At 71.6% G+C, this 18,023-nt stretch carries 19 protein-coding genes and 1 pseudogene; 1 reads left to right on the forward strand and 19 read right to left on the reverse strand.

All coding sequences use genetic code 11. The features are described 5' to 3' along the window. Positions 1 to 26: 26 nt before the first annotated feature. The 6 genes from ADL05_RS06860 to rpsB all read right to left on the reverse strand — a co-directional run bounded on the left by ADL05_RS06860 (position 27) and on the right by rpsB (position 5,804). A complete protein-coding gene (locus ADL05_RS06860; RefSeq protein WP_053616019.1) occupies positions 27 to 1,208 on the reverse strand; it encodes a pyridoxal phosphate-dependent aminotransferase in 1,182 nt (393 codons plus the stop codon). Between the two features lie 196 nt (positions 1,209 to 1,404). Further along, the gene (locus ADL05_RS06865; RefSeq protein ID WP_053616020.1) at positions 1,405 to 2,337 is read right to left on the reverse strand and encodes a phosphatidate cytidylyltransferase; all 933 of its coding nucleotides are present in this window, start codon (positions 2,335 to 2,337) and stop codon (positions 1,405 to 1,407) included. Between the two features lie 3 nt (positions 2,338 to 2,340). Next, the gene (gene frr / locus ADL05_RS06870) at positions 2,341 to 2,898 is read right to left on the reverse strand and encodes a ribosome recycling factor (protein WP_053616021.1); all 558 of its coding nucleotides are present in this window, start codon (positions 2,896 to 2,898) and stop codon (positions 2,341 to 2,343) included. A gap of 61 nt (positions 2,899 to 2,959) precedes the next feature. Continuing rightward, the gene (gene pyrH / locus ADL05_RS06875; RefSeq protein WP_053616183.1) at positions 2,960 to 3,685 is read right to left on the reverse strand and encodes a UMP kinase; all 726 of its coding nucleotides are present in this window, start codon (positions 3,683 to 3,685) and stop codon (positions 2,960 to 2,962) included. 191 nt (positions 3,686 to 3,876) lie between these two features. After that, positions 3,877 to 4,713 carry a translation elongation factor Ts gene (gene tsf / locus ADL05_RS06880; RefSeq protein WP_053616022.1) on the reverse strand — a complete coding sequence of 279 codons (837 nt, stop codon included), beginning with the start codon at positions 4,711 to 4,713 and terminating at the stop codon, positions 3,877 to 3,879. 116 nt (positions 4,714 to 4,829) lie between these two features. Continuing rightward, positions 4,830 to 5,804, reverse strand: coding sequence for a 30S ribosomal protein S2 (gene rpsB / locus ADL05_RS06885; RefSeq protein WP_053616023.1), 975 nt, complete (start codon positions 5,802 to 5,804; stop codon positions 4,830 to 4,832). A gap of 295 nt (positions 5,805 to 6,099) precedes the next feature. On the opposite strand from rpsB, the pseudogene ADL05_RS29460 reads away from it, so the two are divergent. Continuing rightward, positions 6,100 to 6,492 (forward strand): annotated as a pseudogene (locus tag ADL05_RS29460) (peptidoglycan DD-metalloendopeptidase family protein); the annotation flags it as partial. Positions 6,493 to 6,904: 412 nt separating this feature from the next. Here the strand turns inward: ADL05_RS29460 and ADL05_RS06890 are convergent. From ADL05_RS06890 to ffh, 13 genes are all read right to left on the reverse strand, one after another. Further along, positions 6,905 to 7,879, reverse strand: coding sequence for a tyrosine recombinase XerC (locus ADL05_RS06890; RefSeq protein ID WP_231640653.1), 975 nt, complete (start codon positions 7,877 to 7,879; stop codon positions 6,905 to 6,907). Between the two features lie 17 nt (positions 7,880 to 7,896). Beyond that, positions 7,897 to 8,250, reverse strand: a complete 354-nt coding sequence (locus ADL05_RS06895) for a RidA family protein (RefSeq protein ID WP_053616025.1) — start codon at positions 8,248 to 8,250, stop codon at positions 7,897 to 7,899. Between the two features lie 181 nt (positions 8,251 to 8,431). Then, on the reverse strand, positions 8,432 to 9,595 hold the full coding sequence (locus tag ADL05_RS06900) for a DNA-processing protein DprA (RefSeq protein ID WP_053616026.1): 1,164 nt from the start codon (positions 9,593 to 9,595) through the stop codon (positions 8,432 to 8,434). 162 nt (positions 9,596 to 9,757) lie between these two features. Beyond that, positions 9,758 to 11,281: a YifB family Mg chelatase-like AAA ATPase gene (locus tag ADL05_RS06910; RefSeq protein WP_053616028.1), complete on the reverse strand. Its 1,524-nt coding sequence runs from the start codon at positions 11,279 to 11,281 to the stop codon at positions 9,758 to 9,760. Then, positions 11,281 to 11,646, reverse strand: coding sequence for a YraN family protein (locus ADL05_RS06915; RefSeq protein WP_053616029.1), 366 nt, complete (start codon positions 11,644 to 11,646; stop codon positions 11,281 to 11,283). Before ADL05_RS06915 ends, ADL05_RS06910 begins: the two co-directional genes overlap by 1 nt. A 270-nt stretch (positions 11,647 to 11,916) precedes the next feature. After that, positions 11,917 to 12,243 carry a DUF2469 domain-containing protein gene (locus ADL05_RS06920; RefSeq protein ID WP_053616030.1) on the reverse strand — a complete coding sequence of 109 codons (327 nt, stop codon included), beginning with the start codon at positions 12,241 to 12,243 and terminating at the stop codon, positions 11,917 to 11,919. Between the two features lie 237 nt (positions 12,244 to 12,480). Continuing rightward, positions 12,481 to 13,353, reverse strand: a complete 873-nt coding sequence (gene lepB / locus ADL05_RS06925) for a signal peptidase I (protein ID WP_053616031.1) — start codon at positions 13,351 to 13,353, stop codon at positions 12,481 to 12,483. 64 nt (positions 13,354 to 13,417) lie between these two features. Next, entirely contained in the window at positions 13,418 to 13,777 is a 360-nt protein-coding gene (gene rplS / locus ADL05_RS06930; protein ID WP_053616032.1) for a 50S ribosomal protein L19, read from the reverse strand. A gap of 170 nt (positions 13,778 to 13,947) precedes the next feature. Next, positions 13,948 to 14,727 (reverse strand): tRNA (guanosine(37)-N1)-methyltransferase TrmD, encoded by a 780-nt coding sequence (gene trmD, locus ADL05_RS06935; RefSeq protein WP_053616033.1) that lies wholly within the window; start codon positions 14,725 to 14,727, stop codon positions 13,948 to 13,950. A gap of 11 nt (positions 14,728 to 14,738) precedes the next feature. Beyond that, on the reverse strand, positions 14,739 to 15,257 hold the full coding sequence (rimM, locus tag ADL05_RS06940; RefSeq protein ID WP_053616034.1) for a ribosome maturation factor RimM: 519 nt from the start codon (positions 15,255 to 15,257) through the stop codon (positions 14,739 to 14,741). 181 nt (positions 15,258 to 15,438) lie between these two features. After that, positions 15,439 to 15,681: an RNA-binding protein gene (locus ADL05_RS06945; protein WP_053616035.1), complete on the reverse strand. Its 243-nt coding sequence runs from the start codon at positions 15,679 to 15,681 to the stop codon at positions 15,439 to 15,441. Position 15,682: 1 nt separating this feature from the next. Further along, positions 15,683 to 16,141, reverse strand: coding sequence for a 30S ribosomal protein S16 (gene rpsP / locus ADL05_RS06950; RefSeq protein ID WP_053616036.1), 459 nt, complete (start codon positions 16,139 to 16,141; stop codon positions 15,683 to 15,685). A 281-nt stretch (positions 16,142 to 16,422) separates the two neighbouring features. Beyond that, positions 16,423 to 18,015, reverse strand: coding sequence for a signal recognition particle protein (ffh, locus tag ADL05_RS06955; protein WP_053616037.1), 1,593 nt, complete (start codon positions 18,013 to 18,015; stop codon positions 16,423 to 16,425). Between the last annotated feature and the right edge of the window lie 8 nt (positions 18,016 to 18,023).

Raw genomic sequence — 18,023 nt, forward strand, 5'->3', positions numbered from 1 at the left:
GGGCGCGAACGGCGGCGGGCCGTCGGTCAGGCGGAGCGCCGGTGCCAGCCGGTGAGGCGGGTCACCGCCTCGTCGAGCACCTCGTCCCGTTTGCAGAACGCGAACCGCAGCAGGTGGGCGCCCTCCCGCTGGTGGTCGTAGAACACCTGGGCCGGAACGGCCGCGACGCCCGCCTCGCGGGGCAGGGCGCGGGCCACGGTCACGCCGTCGGTGTACCCGAGCGGGCGGATGTCGGCCATGAGGAAGTACGTGCCCTCGCACACGCCGACGTCGAAGCCGGTCCGCGTCAGCCCCTCGGTCAGCCGGTCCCGCTTGCGCCGCAGGGCGGTGCGCTGCTCCTCGATCCAGGCGCCCTCGTGGTCGATGGCGTCGGCGATCGCCAGCTGGAGCGCGCCGTTGGCCGAGAACGTCAGGAACTGGTTCACCGTCCGCACCGCGCGCACCAGCGGTTCGGGGCCCATCACCCAGCCGGTCTTCCACGCGGTGACGGCGAACATCTTGCCCACCGACGACACCGAGAGCGTGCGCTCGCGCATGCCCGGCAGGGTGGCCAGCGGCACGTGCGGACGGCCGTCGAAGGTGAGGAACTCGTACACCTCGTCGGTGAGGGCGATCAGGTCGTGCTCACGGCACACCCGGGCGACCTGCTCCAGTTCCTCGGCGGTGAACACGGTGCCGGTGGGGTTGTGCGGCGTGTTGACGATGACCATGCGGGTGCGCGGGCCCACCGCGGCTCGCAGCTCGTCCGGGTCGAAGGTGAACCGGCCCGACACCGGGTCCGGGCGCAGCGTCACCGACCGGCGCACGCCGCCCGCGAGGGAGATCATCGCGGCGTAGGAGTCGTACATCGGCTCGAAGACGAGAACCTCGTCCCCCGGTTCGACCAGCGCCAGCAGCGACGCGGCGATCCCGGCGGTCGCGCCGACGGTCACGTACACCTCGGTCTCGGGGTCCAGGTCCAGGCCGTAGTGGCGTGCCCGGTACCGGCTCACGGCACTGCGCAGCTCGGGTCGCCCCGGGCCCGGCGGGTACTGGTTCGCCCCCTCCAGGATGTGGCGGGTCGCGGCCTCCAGAAGGGTCCGGGGCCCGTCGGCGTCGGGGAAGCCCTGCCCCAGGTTCACCGACTCGGTCTCCACGGCCAGCTGCGTCATCTCGGCGAAGATCGTCTCGCCGTAGGCGCGCATGCGTTCGATCAGCGGTTCATCCACGCGTCGAGCGTACCCGCCCGCGCCGGGGCCGCTCCGCGCAGGAGAGGGGCCACCGCCCCCGACCGGCACCCCCGGCGCAGGCCCGTTTCTCCCCTCGCCCCGGATCCGCCGCCCTCGGCGGACACCACCGGCACGATCCGCCTCCGGCACGGCGAACGGGGCGGACCAGACGGTCCGCCCCGTTCGCCGCCGCTCCCTAGAGCAGCAGGCTCAGCACGATCCACACGACGGGACCGGCGATGAGCAGGGAGTCCAGGCGGTCCATCAGCCCGCCGTGGCCCGGCATGAACCGGCCCATGTCCTTCACGCCCAGGTCGCGCTTGAACATCGACTCGATGAGGTCCCCGACCGTCGCGCCCAGGACGACCGCGAATCCCAGGACCACGCCGACCCACCACGGGCCGTCGAGCATCAGCACCACGCACAGCGCCCCGGCGACGCTGCAGCCGACCACGGAGCCGCCGAAGCCCTCCCAGGTCTTGTTCGGGCTGATCACCGGCGCCATCTTGTGCCGGCCCAGCAGGATCCCGGCGAAGTACCCGCCGATGTCGCTGGAGATCGTCACCACGATGAACGTGACCAGCCGGTACTGGCCGTCGTCGGGGTGCGCGATGAGCAGCATCCACGTGCCCAGCAGGAACGGCAGGTACACCAGGGTGAACAGGTTCGCCGACGCGTCGGAGACGAACCCGTCGGCCCCGCCGCGCAGCCGCCACGACAGCACGGCGATGGCGGTGAGCGCGGTCGCGCCCACCAGCCAGTCGGCACCGCCGAAGTAGGCGAAGGACTGCATGGCCACGCCCCCGACGGCGAGCGGCACCACGGCCAGGGTCATGCCCTTGCCCGCGAACGCCCGGTTCACCTCGCGCAGGCCGATCAGGACCGCCAGGGAGGTGATGATCGTGAACAGCTGCGGCCAGGGGAAGACCGAGAAGAACACGAGCGCGCCCAGGGCGCACCCGCTGGCGATGGCCACCGGGAGGTTGCGACCGGTCCGCACCGGCTCACCTCCCGGTTTGTGCAGCACGAAACGCTGCCCGTCGGCGCTGTCGGAGCCGCCGGGCGGCCCCGGGGGTCTGTGCTCCGGCGTGTGGTCATCGCCTCCGGAGCCGCTGGAAGAAGTGGTCACCGACTAAACCTCGAGCAGTTCCGCTTCCTTGTGCTTCAACAGCTCGTCGATGGCGGCGACGTACTTGTGGGACAGCTCGTCCAGTTCGACCTGGGCGCGGTGCGCCTCGTCCTCGCCGAGCTCGCCCGCCTTGACGCCCTTCTCGAAGGAGTCCTTGGCACGGCGGCGCACGTTGCGGATGGAGACCTTGCTGTCCTCGGCCTTGGTCCGCGCGACCTTGACGTACTCCTTGCGGCGCTCCTCGGACAGGTCCGGGAACACCACGCGGATGACCTGGCCGTCGTCGGACGGGTTCACGCCCAGGTCGCTGTTGCGGATCGCGTTGATGATGTCGGTGCGGGAGTTGACGTCGAACGGCGAGATGACGACCATGCGCGGTTCGGGAACCGAGAAGGAGGCCAGCTGGTTGATCGGCGTACGCGCACCGTAGTAGTCGACGGTGATCTTGTTGAAGGTCGCGGGTGTGGGACGGCCCGTGCGGATCGTCGCGAAGTCCTCCTTCGCGACCGTCACGGCCTTCTCCATCTTCTCCTCGGTCTCAAGGAGGGTCTCTTCGATCATGGGTGGCGCTCCCGGAACTCGACTCTGGTGTTCGTGGCTTGGCTGACGTCGTCGCGGCGTCTCAGGCGGTGATCGGCCCGACGATGGTGCCGATCTTCTCACCGCGGACCGCGCGCAGGATGTTGCCCTGGCTCATCAGGTCGAACACCACGATGGGCAGCCCGTTGTCCATGCACAGGCTGACCGCGGTGGCGTCCATGACCTTGAGGCTCTTGGTGAGGACCTCGTTGTAGTTGAGCTTGTCGAACTTGACGGCGTCGGGGTTGCGCTGCGGGTCGGAGTCGTAGACCCCGTCGACCTGCGTGCCCTTGAGGACGGCCTGCGCACCGATCTCCAGCGCGCGCTGGGCGGCGGTGGTGTCGGTGGAGAAGAACGGGGCGCCCAGTCCGGCACCGAAGATGACCACGCGGCCCTTCTCCAGGTGACGCACGGCCCGGCGCGGGATGTAGGCCTCGGCGACCTGGCTCATGTGGATCGCGGTCTGCACGCGGGTGTCCACACCGAGCCGCTCCAGGAAGTCCTGGAGGGCGAGGCAGTTGATGACGGTGCCGAGCATGCCCATGTAGTCGGCGCGGCCGCGCTCGATGCCGCCCTCGGTGAGCTGGGCGCCGCGGAACATGTTGCCGCCGCCGACGACGACGGCGACCTGGATGCCCTCGGAGACCGCCTCCGCGATGGACTCGGCCACGTACTGGACGACCTCGGGATCGATCCCCAGACCGCCACCGCCCGCGAACGCCTCTCCGGAGAGTTTGAGCATCACACGCTTCCAGCCGGAATCGTGCATGGCGGGTTCGGTGCTCGTCGCTTGGTTCTCCGACACGGCCTGTGGCCTCCCTTGTTGTCCCCGAGTGGCACAGGGTCCCCCGAGTGCTGCTGTGCTGCGGGCGGACGGGCCGCTCGTGGCGCCCGAATCCGCCCATATCCACCGAAGGTGCCGGGGAGAACTCTCCCCGGCACCTCCATCATCTCAAAGCCCTAGGCCTGGCCGACCTTGAAGCGGACGAAGCGCTTGACGCTGACTCCGGCCTCGTCGACCACCTTCTGGACGGTCTTCTTGTTCTCCTTGACGAACGGCTGGCCGAGGAGGGTGGTCTCCTTGAAGAAGCCGTTGAGGCGGCCCTCGACGATCTTGGGGATCGCCTGCTCGGGCTTGCCCTCCTCGCGGGTCGTCTGCTCGGCGATGCGGCGCTCGTTCTCCACGACGTCGGCGGGGACGTCGTCCTTGCCCACGTACTGCGGGGCCAGGGCGGCGATCTGCTGGGCGAGGTCCTTGCCGACCTCGGCGTCTGCCTTGTCCAGCTCGACCAGGACGCCCATGGTGGGGGGCAGGTCCGGGTCGGACTTGTGCAGGTAGCTGGCGACGTAGGCACCGTCGAACTTGGCGACGCGGCGGAGCTCCAGCTTCTCGCCGATGATCGCGCCCTTCTCGGCGATGAAGTCCTGCAGGCTCTTGCCCGGCTCGATCTCGGCGGCGGACACGGTGGCCAGGTCGTCGCTGTCGACCGAGACGACGAACTCGGCCACCTGGTCGGCCAGCGCGATGAACTGGTCGTTCTTGGCGACGAAGTCGGTCTCGCAGTTGAGCTCGATGAGGGTGGCCTTGCCCTCGCTCTGCTGCTTGAGGACGACCGTGCCCTGGGCGGCGGTGCGCTCGCCGCGCTCGGCCTGCTTCTTCGCGCCCTTGATGCGCAGGGCCTCGACGGCCTTGTCGAAGTCGCCGTCGGCCTCGGTGAGGGCCTTCTTGCAGGCCATCATGCCGGCGCCGGTCATGTCCCGCAGCTTCTTGACGTCCGCGGCGGTGAAGTTCGCCATGACTGTTCTCGAATTCCCTTGGAGTGGAGAGTCGGTGTCTTGGGGTGAGGCCGATGACCCGGCACGGCCGCCCCGCCGTGGTGGCGGGGCGGCTGTACCGGGACGGTGAGGCGGTCCTACTCGGCGGAGCCCTCGGCGGGCGCCTGGGCCGGCGCGTCGGCGGGCGACTCGGCGGCGGTGGCCTCGCCCGGAGCCTCGGCGGCGACCTCGTCGGCCGGAGCGACCGTGGCGGTCTCGGCCGGGGCCTCGGCGGCGGCCTGCTCCGTGGCGGCGGCGTCAGTGGCGGCGGCCGGCGCGGCGGCGGCCTCCTCCTTGCCCTTGCCCTCCAGGAGCTCGCGCTCCCACTCGGCCAGGGGCTCCTCGGCCGGCTTCTCGGCACCGGACTCGGCGGAGGCGCCGGAGCGGGCCAGGAGACCGTCGGCGACGGCGTCGGCGACCACGCGGGTCAGCAGGCTGACACTGCGGATGGCGTCGTCGTTACCCGGGATCGGGTAGTCGACCTCGTCCGGGTCGCAGTTGGTGTCGAGGATCGCGACGACCGGGATGTTCAGCTTGCGAGCCTCGCTGATCGCGATGTGCTCCTTCTTGGTGTCCACGATCCACACGGCGCTCGGCACGCGGGCCATGTCGCGGATACCGCCGAGGGTGCGCTCCAGCTTCTCCTTCTCACGACGGAGGTTGAGGAGCTCCTTCTTGGTGAGCGAGGAGCCGGCGACGTCGTCGAAGTCGATCTCCTCCAGCTCCTTGAGGCGCTGGAGCCGCTTGTGCACGGTGGAGAAGTTGGTGAGCATGCCGCCCAGCCAGCGCTGGTTGACGTAGGGCATGCCGACGCGGCGGGCCTGCTCGTCGATGGCCTCCTGCGCCTGCTTCTTCGTGCCGACGAACAGAATGGTGCCGCCGTGGGCGACCGTCTGCTTGACGAACTCGTAGGCGCGGTCGATGTACGCCAGCGACTTCTGGAGGTCGATGATGTAGATGCCGTTGCGCTCGGTGAAGATGAAGCGCTTCATCTTGGGGTTCCAGCGACGCGTCTGGTGCCCGAAGTGGACGCCGCTCTCCAGGAGCTGGCGAATCGTCACGACTGTGGCCATGACCTGGTCCTCCTTGCGGTGGCGGGGAGGGATTCCCCGCCTCGGTTGTGCCTGACGCCCCGGCCGCACCGCCACACCGCCGAAACGGTGTGGACCGTAGGTACGACCCCTCCCGAGGAAGGCTCGGGGGCGTGCGTAGTGTTGTTGGCCCGGTGGGCCACAGACGATTCTATCCTCCGCCGGGGGCGCACAGGACCTGCGCTGCGTCTTCGGCGCGCACGGCCCCCTCCGGCCCGTTGTCCACAGGTTCACGCACCCCCTGGCGCACCCCTCCCGCCGCGTCGACCCTGGATGTATGGCAACTTCCCGCCTCACACCCCTGACACCCCTGCTTCTCGTATCGCTCCTGCTGTTCCCCCTCTGCCTCGCCCGAACCGCGGTCGCCGACACCGCGTGGCGCTGGCCGGTGGATCCACCGGTGCGGGTGCTGCGCGGGTTCGACCCGCCGGAGGAGCGCTGGTTGCCCGGCCACCTGGGCGTGGACCTGGCCGCGGAGCCCGGCGCGCCCGTACGCGCGGCCGGATCCGGCCGCGTGCACTTCGCGGGCCCGGTGGGCGGAACGCCGGTGGTGTCCGTGGCCCACGGCGACCTGCGCACCACCTACCTCCCGGTGGACTCACCGCTCTCCCGGGGCGATCCGGTCGCGGCGGGCGACTCCCTGGGCGTCCTGGCCGGGTCGCCGACGCACTGCCCGTCGGGTCCGTGCCTGCACTGGGGCCTCCTGCGCGGCGCCACCCACCTGGACCCGCTCGGCCTCCTCGGCCGCGGCCGCGTCCGCCTCCTGCCCCTGGCCCCCGCCACCGCGCCCGTAACGGACACCACGGGCGATGAGCCCGGGCTCGGGCAGGAGCCGGACAGCAGACAGGCCACAAGATCCACACACGGCCGGTCGAGCCGCAGGCGTGAACCGGACAACAGACGGGCCAAGAGATCCACACGCGGCCGGTCGAGCCGCAGGCGCGAGCTGGACAACAGAGGGACCACACACCCGCGAACGGTGGCCCCGGGCACGGGCGTGGGCCTGGCGACGAAAGCCCCGCAGAGCACGAACGGTCGGCCCAGGCCCGGCGGGACGCCCGAACAGGTGGACCCCGCTCGGCTCAGGCGCGGGGGTGGGCCTGGCGGTAGGTGTCGCGTAGGCGCTCCACGGACACGTGGGTGTAGATCTGCGTGCTGCGCGGGCTGGCGTGGCCGAGGAACTCCTGCACGCTGCGCAGGTCCGCGCCGCCGTTGAGCAGGTGGGTCGCGGCGCTGTGCCGAAGGCCGTGCGGAGCGCCGTCCACCCCGGCGGCCCGCAGGTGGGCGTGCACGTCCTCTCGCGCCTGGCGCACGCCCAGACGGCCGCCCCGGGCTCCCAGGAGGAGCGCGCCGCCGCTGGCGGAGGTCGCCAGTTCCGGACGTCCGCCGGTCAGCCATGCGTCGAGGGCGTCCAAAGCGGGTGTGCCCACGGGCACGGTGCGTTCCTTGGCGCCCTTGCCCAGGACGCGGACGGTGTCGCGGGCGCGGTCCACGTCCCCCAGGTCCAGGGCGCACAGTTCGGCGACGCGCACACCGGTGGCGTAGAGCAGTTCGACCACCGCGCGGCGCCGCAGGTCCACGGGGGTCTCGGCCGACCCCTGGGAGAGGGCGGAGGCGGCCTGCTCCTCGTCCAGGACGGACGGCAGGGCGCGCTGCTGGGCGGGCGCGACCAGTCGGGGCCCGGGATCGCTCTCCAGCACGCCCTCGCGGTGCAGGAACCGGGTGAGCGCCCGCACGGCCGCCACTCTGCGCGAGAGGCTCGCGCGGCTGATCCCCTCGTCGCGGGAGCGGGCGAGCCATCCGCGCACCAACAGGACGTCCAGGTCCTCGAACCCGTAGCCCTGGCCCCCCGATCCCTCCGAGGTCTTCGGCGCCGGGCCGCCCTCGACGCCCCCGTCCTCACCCCGCCCGGTCGCTCCCCCGACCGGTGTCTCCGGCGGGGGACCGCCCTCCGCCAGGAACCCCTGGAGTGAGCGCAGGTCGGCGAGGTAGCCGCGGACGGTGTGCGGAGAGCGGCCCAGTTCGCCGGACAGGTGGGCGCCGAAACGGTCGAGCACGGTGCGGTCGAGCACGGTCAGCTCCGGGGCAGGCAGGCGACGGCGTCGATCTCCACCAGGTAGCGGGGGTCGACGAACCCGTTGACCTCCACCAGAGTGCCCGCCGGGCGGGGCTCGTCCGGCAGGCAGTCGATCAGGGCCGGACGGAGGGCGTCCAGGTCGGCGACGTGCCGCAGGTAGTAGGTGAGTTTGACCAGGTGGGTGAGGTCGGCTCCGTGGGTCGCCAGCACCGTCTCCATGTTCCGGAAGATCTGCCGGGTCTGCCCGATGATGTCGCCGGCGACACCGCCGTCGGGCGCCTGAGGGGTCTGTCCGGAGACGAAGAGCAGGGGGCCGTCCGCCACGCGGGCATCACTGTACGCTTTGGCCATAACGGCAACCTACCCATTTCCCGGCGCCCCGGTCGCCTCGTCGCGCCCATGAACCGACCCGGGACGACAGGGCCCCGCGCGTCCGCGTCCGCGTCCGCGGATCGGCCGCCGCTCGACCCCGCTCCGGCGCAGGCGAGCGTGTTCCTTCGTCGGACGGACCGGTCCGGTCTGCTCTCGGTCTTCACCGCGCGGTCCGCCAACCGGTCGAGCACCGCTCCACCAGACCGGCCGCGGCCAGCATCCCCAGGGCGCGCATCGTGCCCTCCAGGGTGCCCTCGCTGCACGCCGCGATCGTCGCGGTCCCGGCCCCCTTCCGGGGCACCGCGTCCAGGACCCGCCGGGTGTCGGCGTCCAGCGCGGCCTCCAGACGCGGCGGGCCCGCCCCCTCCTCCCCCAGCGGCACCACCTGCGCGATCACGTCCTCGGCGCAGGTCACACAGGTGGCCTGCCAGTCGCGCAACAGCACGTGGCAGCCCACGGACAGCGCCGAGGTGACCGGCCCCGGCACGGCCATCAGCGCGCGGTTGAGCTCCGCGGCGTGCGCGGCTGTGTTGAGCGCGCCGCTGCGGCGACCCGCCTCCACCACCACGGTGCCCGGGGTGAGCGCCGCGATCAGCCGGTTGCGGATCAGGAAGTCCGGGGCCCGCGGCGTGGAGCGCACCGGCCGCTCACTCACCAGGACGCCGCGCCGGGCGACGTCCGCGAACAGTCCGGCGTGCCCGCGCGGATAGTCCACGTCCAACCCGCAGGCGAGCACCACCACGGTGTTCCCGGCGGCCTGGGCGGCCCGGTGCGCGGCGCCGTCGATGCCGTACGCCCCGCCCGAGACCACGACCACGGAGCGCTCGGCCAGTCCGTAGGCCAGCTCCGCGGCGACGTGCTCGCCGTACGGGGTCGCCGCCCGTGCCCCCACCAGCGCCGCCGAACGCAGGCACAGGTGCCGCAGGTCCCCCCGGCCACGGACCCACAGGCCGTGCGAACGGCGACCGCCGGGAAGGTCCAGCGACTCCAGCCTCCCCGGCCACTCCGGGTCGCCCGGTGCCACGAACCGGATCCCCGCCTCCGCCGAGTCGCTGAGCAGGGCGTCCGCGTCCACCCGGCCCGCACGGGCGCTCCAGCGCGCCCAGCGCCGTTCGAGCCGCGACGCCTCGTCCGGACCGGTCGGCGCCCCCTCCTCATGCGGCGCCGACGGCGCTGGCCCGCCCGCCACCAGGTCGGCCCACACCCGCGCCGCGCCGTACTCCGCGAGCAGCTCCCCCAGCCACAGGTCACCCGGGGGCGCCACCACCGTGAGGCACGCCCGCGCCCGGGCGTCGGCCTCCTCCTCCGCCGCACGTACCGTCACGTCACTCCTCCGTCTCCCCGCACCGCCACCCCGCTCGACTCCTGCTCCGCGCCCGGAGCACCGTCTGCCCGACCACCCCCGCCGGACCCCGCCAACCCATGACCCCGCCGGGCACCGCGCCCGCCGTTGCGGGCGGCGACCACCGGAGGGCCTCCCCAGGCCTCACCAGGCTCGGCCCGACCACAGGGCGAACGCATAGGCCACCTCCTCCTCGCCGGGCTGGTCGCGTTCGGCGAGGTCGGCCAGCGTCCACGCGACCCGCAGGGCGCGGTCCACGCCCCGCGCGCTGATCAGCCCCTGGTCCATGGCCCGGCCGAGCACCCGCAGGGCCGCCGGTTCCACCGGGAACTCGCGGCGCAGCCGGGAACCGGGGATCTCCGCGTTGGTGGACCACGGGGTGTGCGCCAGGCGGGCGGCGGCTCTGTCCCGCGCCTTCGCCACCCGGGCCGCGACCACCGCGGAGGACTCCGCGAAGGCCCGGTCCGCGAGCAGCTCGGCCCGGCTCACCGGTTGCAGTTCCACCTTGAGGTCGACCCGGTCCAGCAGGGGCCCGGACAGGCGGGAGAAGTACCGGCGGCGCTCGCCCGCCGGGCAGGTGCACAGGCTGCCCGGTTTGGCGCACGGGCAGGGGTTGGCGGCCATCACCAGTTGGAAACGGGCGGGGAACGACACCGTGGACGCGGCCCGGGCCAGGACGACCTCACCGCGTTCGAGCGGTTCCCGCAGGGAGTCCAGGACACCGCGGCCGAACTGCGGGGCCTCGTCGACGAACAGCACGCCCCGGTGGGCCTTGGAGACCCATCCCGGACTCGGGTAGCCGCTGCCCCCGCCGATGATCGCCGCGCGGCTGGAGGTGTGGTGCGGAGCCGCGAACGGCGGCCGGGTGACCAGGGGCGAGCCCGCGGGGAGCATGCCCGCCACCGAGTGGATCGCCGTCGCCTCCAACGCCTCCGCCGGCCCCAGTTCCGGCAGGACCGTGGGCAACCGTTCCGCGAGCAGGGACTTCCCGGTCCCCGGCGCACCGAGCATCATCAGGTTGTGCCCGCCCGCCGCGGCGATCTCCACGGCCCGCCGCGCCACCGGCTGCCCCAGGACGTCGGCCAGGTCCGGGCCCGCGTCGGCGGGCGCGCGCGGAGGGGGCACCTCGGCCCGCGGCGGGTCCGGGGGCGGTTCGCCGCCGCGCAGCCAGTCGCACAGCTCCATCAGGTTGCCCACCGGCACCACCTCGGCGTCCGGCACCAGCCGGGCCTCCTCAGCGTTGCCGTGGGCGACCACGAAGCGGCCGTGGCCCTGACCGGTGGCCGACACCACCGCCGGGAGCACGCCCGGAACCGGCCTGGCCCGGCCGTCCAGTCCGAGCTCGGCGATGAGGACGGTGCCCTCCAACCGATCCGACGGCACCTCTCCGGCGGCGGCCAGCACCGCGCCCGCGATGGCGAGGTCGAAGAGGCTCCCCGCCTTGGGCAGGCTGGCCGGGGACAGGCTGACGGTGATCTGGCCGCTGGGCCAGGACTCGCCGCTGTTGACGAGGGCGGCTCGGACCCGGTCGCGCGCCTCCCGCAAAGCCGCGTCCGGCAGGCCCACCATGGTCACACCGGGGTCTCCGCCGCCCAGGTGGACCTCCACCTCGACGACGTGGCCGCGCACGCCCAGCAGGGTGACGCAGTGGGTCCGGGCGAGCGTCATCACGTCATCCCCCGCTCATGGGAGACGAAAACGCGGCCTTCCAGGATGAGCACGCCCACGCCGTCCACCCTCAGCGGTCGGGCGGGAACGCGGTGCCGGTCGGCCCACGCACGGCCGAGGCGCCGCAGTCTGCGCCGCCGGGTGGGGGTGACCGCCTCGACCGGGTGGCCGTACCGAACCGAGGTACGCGTCTTGACCTCGGCGACGACCAGGGTCCGACCGTCCCGCGCCACGACGTCGATCTCCCCGGCGGGGATCCGCCAGTTGCGGTCCACCACGCGCAGGCCGACGCGTTCGAGGAAGGCCACCGCCAGATCCTCGCCGTGCCTGCCCAGTGACTGCCGGTACTTCGCCCGCCGATCCATCGGCGACCACCTCCCGTTACTACGGTCGGTGATCGTCGGTCGGCGCGCCAGAGGGAATGTCGAGCTGTGGACAACTCCGCCGGGCGCACGAGAAGCCAGGACCCACGGAGCTTGCTTCGACCCGTGCCCCTACCTCCGGAGCACGACTCGAAGACCAGCGGAGACCCCGGACATACAGCCAGGGCACCGACGGGGGTTCCGGAGGGTCCGCGGGCGGGATCGGGAGGCCGGGCACGAACGGATGCCCAGCGGAGGTTCACAGCGACACGGTCAGTCCTCGGGGGCCTCGGCGGGCGGCAGCTCCAGGTCGGCCTTGGTGATCTCCTCGACGTTGACGTCCTTGAACGTCACCACGCGCACGTTGCGGACGAACCGGGCCGGGCGGTACATGTCCCAGACCCAGGCGTCCTCCATCACGACCTCGAAGTACATCTCCCCGTTCTCGGTGGAACGCGGCTGGAGGTCGACGTGGTTGGTGAGGTAGAAGCGGCGCTCCGTCTCCACCACATAGCTGAACAGCCCGACGACGTCCCGGTACTCGCGATAGAGCTGGAGCTCCATCTCGGCCTCGTACTTCTCCAGGTCCTCAGAACTCATCCACGCGCTCGCTTTCGTCAGCACTCTCCGCTGGTGGTGTGCCTTTCCCCTCATCACATGGACACCGACGTCCCCCGGCTTGTTCCCGCCGGGCGAGGGCCCCACGCTCCGGGTACGCCAATACGGTCCGAGATCCATGATGCGTCACAGAACGGCCTCATGCGCCCGGTCGGCCGGAATTCCTCGGGCGCGGGCCGGTCGGAGCACCGCCACGGCCCCGTTCGGGGCGCGCGATCGCTACTCGTCGGGCTCGTTGAGCTGGTCGAACGTGTCGGGGACACCGAGCCCGCCCGCCTGGCCGATCGGCCAGATGATCACGAAGGCGCGTCCCACGACGTGGTCGATCGGGATCGCTCCGCCGCCGGGGTTGTTCTGGTTCAGCCGCGAGTCGTAGGAGATCGCCCGGTGGTCGCCCATCACCCACAGGTGGTCCTCGGGCACCTCGATCGGGCCGAACTCGGTGTGACTGGCCACGCTGCCCGGATAGAGGTACTCGTCCTCCTCCAGCGGGACCCCGTTCACCAGCACCCGGTTCTCCTCGTCGCAGCACTCCACGACGTCGCCCGGCAGGCCGACCACGCGCTTGATGTACTCCTTGCCCGTGGGAGCGGCGCCCAGCTGCTGCTGCACCCACGTGAAGCCGCGCGCGACCGGGTTGCTCGGTTCCGGGACCACCACGGTGTTGGGGTCGTCCCATGACCCGTCGCCGTCGAAGACGACCACCTCGCCGCGGTCGATGTCGCGCACCTGGTAGACCAGCTTGTTCACGAGCACGCGGTCCCCGATGAGGAGCGTGTTCTCCATCGAGGAAGAAGGGATGTAGAACGCCTGCATCACCCAGGTCCTGATCACGAACGCCAACACCAGGGCGACCACGATCAGGATCGGGAGTTCCTTCCAGAACGACCCCTTCTTGGCACTGTTCTGGGACTTGGTCATCTCGGCGTCCGCCCTCTCCTCAGGCTCACGGCCATCGGCATCGGAGACACCACTGGCTCCCGAGTGCGGTGGCACTCGGGAGCCAGTGGTGGAGCTGTGCTCCTCCGGGCCGCGGCCGGAGTCCTCCTCGGACTCCCCGTCGGCGCCGGGGCCCCTGTCGTCTTCACTCATCGTCGGAAGCCTATCCTGCCTCCCCGGCGGGAGCGGCGAGGATTCCGATCGAAGGCGCGAAAGACTACTTGGAGACGGGCTCGCGGCGCTCGCGGATACGAGCGGCCTTCCCGCGCAGGTCGCGCAGGTAGTACAGCTTGGCGCGGCGCACGCGGCCGCGGGCGACGACCTCGTACTTCTCGACGGCCGGGGTGTGGATCGGGAAGGTCCGCTCCACGCCCACGCCGTAGCTCACCTTGCGGATGGTGAATGTCTCGCGGCTGCCCGCGCCCTGACGGCGGATCACGACGCCCTTGAAGACCTGGACACGAGTACGGTTGCCCTCGGTCACGCGCACGTGAACGTTGAGTGTGTCACCCGGACGGAACTCCGGGACGTCGGTGCGAAGCTGAGCCTTCTCCAGCTCCTGAATGGCGGTGTGCATCTCGCGAATCCTCATCGGTAGCGCTCCGCGGCCTGATCCCCTGCGTGCAGGGGGGCGCGGGCGAGGGCCCTGGAATGGGTCTGAACTTTCGAACCGCCCGGTGACCGTCACAGAGGCCGACGTTCTGCCGCCGGCATGCGGATGCCGCCGGTCACCAAGGGGGAACTCACCTAGTTTGCCACATGTTCGCCGGCGTCCCGAACGGGCTCTTCGGCCAGCACCTCGCGGTCGCGCCGGTCCCACGCCTCGTCCGGGGTCGCCGCGACCAGGTCGGGCCGGTTGCGCGCGGTCTTGCGCAGCGCCTGGTCGCGCCGCCAGCGGTCGACCGCGCCGTGGTTGCCGGACAGCAGGACCGGCGGGACCTCCTGGCCGCGCCAGGTCGCCGGCTTGGTGAACACCGGCCCCTCGACGAGGTGTTCCATGCCGCCGGAGGCGAACGAGTCCTGGACCGCGGACTCCCTGTTGCCCAGCACACCGGGCAGCAGGCGGGTGATCGCCTCCACCATCACCAGGGTGGCCGACTCGCCCCCGTTGAGCACGTAGTCGCCGATGCTGACCTCCTCGACCGGCATGCGCCGGGCGGCGTCCACCGCGACCCGCGAGTCGATGCCCTCATAGCGCCCGCACCCGAAGACCAGCCGGGGCTCGGCGGCCAGGCGCTCGGCGTCGGCCTGCCGGAACGGGCGGCCGCTCGGGGTGGGCAGGATCAGCCGCGCGGGTTCGCCGCCCACGACCTCGTCGAGGGCCTCCCCCCACGGTTCGGGCTTCATGACCATGCCCGGCCCCCCGCCGTAGGGGGTGTCGTCCACGGTGTTGTGCCGGTCGTGCGTCCACGAGCGCAGGTCGTGGACGTGCACGTCGAGCAGGCCGGCCGCGCGCGCCTTGCCGATCAGGGACAGGTCCAGCGGCGCGAAGTAGTCGGGGAAGATGCTGATGATGTCGATGCGCACGGCGTACCCGTTCAGTCGGCTGTGTGCAGGTCGAGCAGGCCGGGCGGGGGGTCGATGACGACGACGCCCTGCTCGGTGTCGACCTCGGGGACCAGTGCGGCCACGAACGGCACCAGCACCTCGTCGCCCTCGGGGGTGGTCACGACCAGCAGGTCCTGCGCGTGGTGCAGGACGTCGTCGACGGTGCCGACGGCGGCACCGGAGGTCGTCCGCACCGCGAGACCGATCAGTTCGTGGTCGTGGAACTCGTCCGGGTCGTCCAGGGGCGCGATGTCGGCGGAGTCCACCAGGAGCGCGGTACCCCGCAGCGCCTCGGCCGCGTCGCGGTCGCCGATGCCCTCGAAGCGCACGAGCAGGCGGCCGCTGTGGCGCCGCGTGGCGGTGATCCGCAGCGGTCCGACGGCGGGCGGATCCGTGTCCAGGGCCGCTCCGACGGCGAACCTGGCCTCCGGGTCGTCGGTGCGCACGTCGACGGCGACGTCGCCGCGGATACCGTGCGCGCGGCCGATCCGGCCCACCACGAGTCGCATGGGAGTTCCGTCCTTCTGTGAGATCCGCCCCCGGGCGGCCGGGTGCCGCCGGGGTCACCCGGGCGCGGGACGCGGGTCGTCCCGTCGCCCCTGCCTCGGGAGGCAGTGTGCCCGGGGTCGCGACGACCCCGGGCACGGCTGTGGGGCGCCGACCTTCGCGGTCGACGCCCCGAGAGGCGCGTCAGCGCACTTCGTGCAGGTCCAGCAGGTCCACCCGGACGTACCGGCCGCCCGCGAGCGAGCCGATGACCGTCCTGAGCGCCTTGGCGGTCCGGCCGTTGCGGCCGATCACCTTGCCCAGGTCGTCGGCGTGGACGCGGACCTCCAGGACCTTGCCCTTGCGGAGCCGCTTGGCTCTCACCTGGACGTCCTCGGAGTTCGCGACGATCCCCTTCACGAGGTGCTCAAGCGCCTCTTCCAGCACGTCAGGCCTCGCCCTCGGACTTCTCGGCCTCGGCGGGCGCGGCCGGCTTCTCGGCCGGCTTGTCCGCCTTCTTCTCGGTCTTCTTGGCCTTGGTGGCCTTCTCGGCGCCCGGGAGCACGAGCTCCTTCAGGGCGGCCTGGAAGGCGGCCTCCTTGGCCTCGGGGTCCTTCGCCTCGGCGACCTGGAGCGGAGCCGGAGCGGCGAGGCCCTTGAACTTCTGCCAGTCGCCGGTCTTGCGCAGGAGGACCTTGACCGCGTCGGAGGGCTGAGCGCCCACGGACAGCCAGTACTGGGCCCGCTCGGAGTCGACCTCGATCAGGCTCGGGTGCTCCTTGGGGTGGTACTTGCCGATCTCCTCGATCGCCTTGCCGTCCCGCTTGCTGCGGGCGTCGGCGACGATGATGCGGTACTGGGGCGTACGGATCTTGCCCATACGCTTGAGCTTCAGTTTGACAGCCACTGGAGTGGTCTTCTCCCGATGAACGGTGTGCGGCGTCCGACGGTTCGACGCGTGGGGTTGCGAAGCCCGTCAGGACTGACGTGGGCGGCTGGCTAGTTAGAGGGCTGGCCCGCCACCGTTAGTCGACTACTCATTGTGCCAGACACCGACGAGTTCCTCGGCCAGGATGACCGGCGTGTGCGGTCACAGTGGAAACACGTCCGGCCCGCCCCCGGGTGGGGACGGGCCGGACGGACGCCGGTGCGCGGGCCTTGGCGGTGCGCCGCTCGCGCGCGGCGCGCCTACTTCTTGGGGAACTTGAAGTCCGACAGGTCCGGCATGCTGGAGCCGCCGAGGCCGGGCGGGAGCTGCGACTGCCCGGCGCCGCCCAGGCCCGGGGGCAGCTGCGGAGCCTGCTGGCCGCCCTCCTCCTGCCTGCGCTGGCGCTGCGCGGCGCGCTCGGCCTCCTGCTGGCGGGCCTTCATCGGGTTGCCGCTGCGCTGCTTGCCCTTCTTCGCCTTCTTGGCCTGGGCCTTGGCCTTCTTCTTGTTGCCGCCGCCCATGCCCGGCATCCCCGGCATGCCGGGCATCCCGCCGTTCTTCATCTTGCGCATCATCTTCTGCGCCTCGAAGAAGCGGGTGACCAGGCCGTTGACGTCGCTGACCTGCGTGCCCGAACCGTTGGCGATGCGCAGGCGGCGCGAGCCGTTGATCATCTTGGGGTTGGTGCGCTCGCCCGGGGTCATCGACCGGATGATGGCCTGGATGCGGTCCAGGTCCTTGTCGTCGATGTTGTCGATCTGCTCGCGCATCTGGCCCATGCCGGGCATCATGCCGAGCAGGTTGCCGATCGGGCCGAGCTTGCGGACCATCGACATCTGTTCGAGGAAGTCGTCCAGCGTGAAGTCGTCGTCCGAGGCCATGGTCGAGGCCATCTTCTCGACCTCGGCCTCGTCGAACGTGCGCTGGGCCTGTTCGATGAGCGTGAGGACGTCACCCATGTCCAGGATGCGCGAGGCCATCCGGTCCGGGTGGAAGAGGTCGAAGTCCTCGAGCTTCTCGCCCGTGGAGGCGAACATGATCGGTCGCCCGGTGATGTGCCGGATGGACAGCGCGGCACCGCCGCGGGCGTCGCCGTCGAGCTTGGTGAGCGCGACCGCGTCGTAGCCGACCCCGTCGAGGAAGGCCTGGGCGGTGTTGACCGCGTCCTGACCGATCATGGCGTCGACGACGAAGAGGATCTCGTCGGGCGAGACGGCGTCGCGGATGTCCGACGCCTGCTGCATCATCTCGGTGTCCACGCCGAGACGGCCGGCGGTGTCGATGATGACGACGTTGTGGTTGTTGCGCCGCGCGTGCTCCACCGACTCGCGCGCGACCGCGACCGGGTCGCCCACGCCGTTGCCGGGCTCAGGCGCGAACACCGGGGTGCCGGCGCGCTCGCCGACCACCTGGAGCTGCGTGACGGCGTTGGGGCGCTGCAGGTCCGCGGCCACGAGCAGGGGCGTGTTGCGCTGGTCGCCGAGCCACTTGGCGAGCTTGCCCGCCAGGGTGGTCTTACCGGCGCCCTGCAGGCCCGCGAGCATGATCACGGTGGGCGGGTTCTTGGCGTACCGGATCTGGCGGGTCTCGCCACCGAGGATCTCGACCAGTTCCTCGTTGACGATCTTGATGACCTGCTGTGCCGGGTTCAGGGCCTTGGAGACCTCTTCGCCGCGGGCGCGCTCCTTGACCCGCGAGATGAACTCGCGGACCACCGGCAGCGCGACGTCCGCCTCCAGCAGCGCGAGGCGAATCTCGCGAGCGGTCGCGTTGATGTCCTCCTCGGACAGCCGCCCCTTACCGCGCAGCGAGGAGAAGACCGATGTCAGCCGGTCGGAAAGCGTCTCGAACACGAGTGTGG

Origin of the sequence: Nocardiopsis sp. NRRL B-16309 (assembly GCF_001279585.1) — a bacterium.
Lineage (GTDB): Bacteria > Actinomycetota > Actinomycetes > Streptosporangiales > Streptosporangiaceae > Nocardiopsis.

Excerpts from the sequence above, each read along its gene's own strand:
- tsf (WP_053616022.1), bottom strand. The coding sequence starts at position 4,713 with ATGGCGAACTTCACCGCCGCGGACGTCAAGAAGCTGCGGGACATGACC.
- lepB (WP_053616031.1), bottom strand. The coding sequence starts at position 13,353 with ATGAGTGAAGACGACAGGGGCCCCGGCGCCGACGGGGAGTCCGAGGAG.
- pyrH (WP_053616183.1), bottom strand. The coding sequence starts at position 3,685 with ATGCACGATTCCGGCTGGAAGCGTGTGATGCTCAAACTCTCCGGAGAG.
- ADL05_RS06920 (WP_053616030.1), bottom strand. The coding sequence starts at position 12,243 with ATGAGTTCTGAGGACCTGGAGAAGTACGAGGCCGAGATGGAGCTCCAG.
- rimM (WP_053616034.1), bottom strand. The coding sequence starts at position 15,257 with ATGCGACTCGTGGTGGGCCGGATCGGCCGCGCGCACGGTATCCGCGGC.
- rplS (WP_053616032.1), bottom strand. The coding sequence starts at position 13,777 with ATGCACACCGCCATTCAGGAGCTGGAGAAGGCTCAGCTTCGCACCGAC.
- ADL05_RS06895 (WP_053616025.1), bottom strand. The coding sequence starts at position 8,250 with ATGGCCAAAGCGTACAGTGATGCCCGCGTGGCGGACGGCCCCCTGCTC.
- frr (WP_053616021.1), bottom strand. The coding sequence starts at position 2,898 with ATGATCGAAGAGACCCTCCTTGAGACCGAGGAGAAGATGGAGAAGGCC.
- ADL05_RS06915 (WP_053616029.1), bottom strand. The coding sequence starts at position 11,646 with ATGGATCGGCGGGCGAAGTACCGGCAGTCACTGGGCAGGCACGGCGAG.
- rpsB (WP_053616023.1), bottom strand. The coding sequence starts at position 5,804 with ATGGCCACAGTCGTGACGATTCGCCAGCTCCTGGAGAGCGGCGTCCAC.
- ADL05_RS06910 (WP_053616028.1), bottom strand. The coding sequence starts at position 11,281 with ATGACGCTCGCCCGGACCCACTGCGTCACCCTGCTGGGCGTGCGCGGC.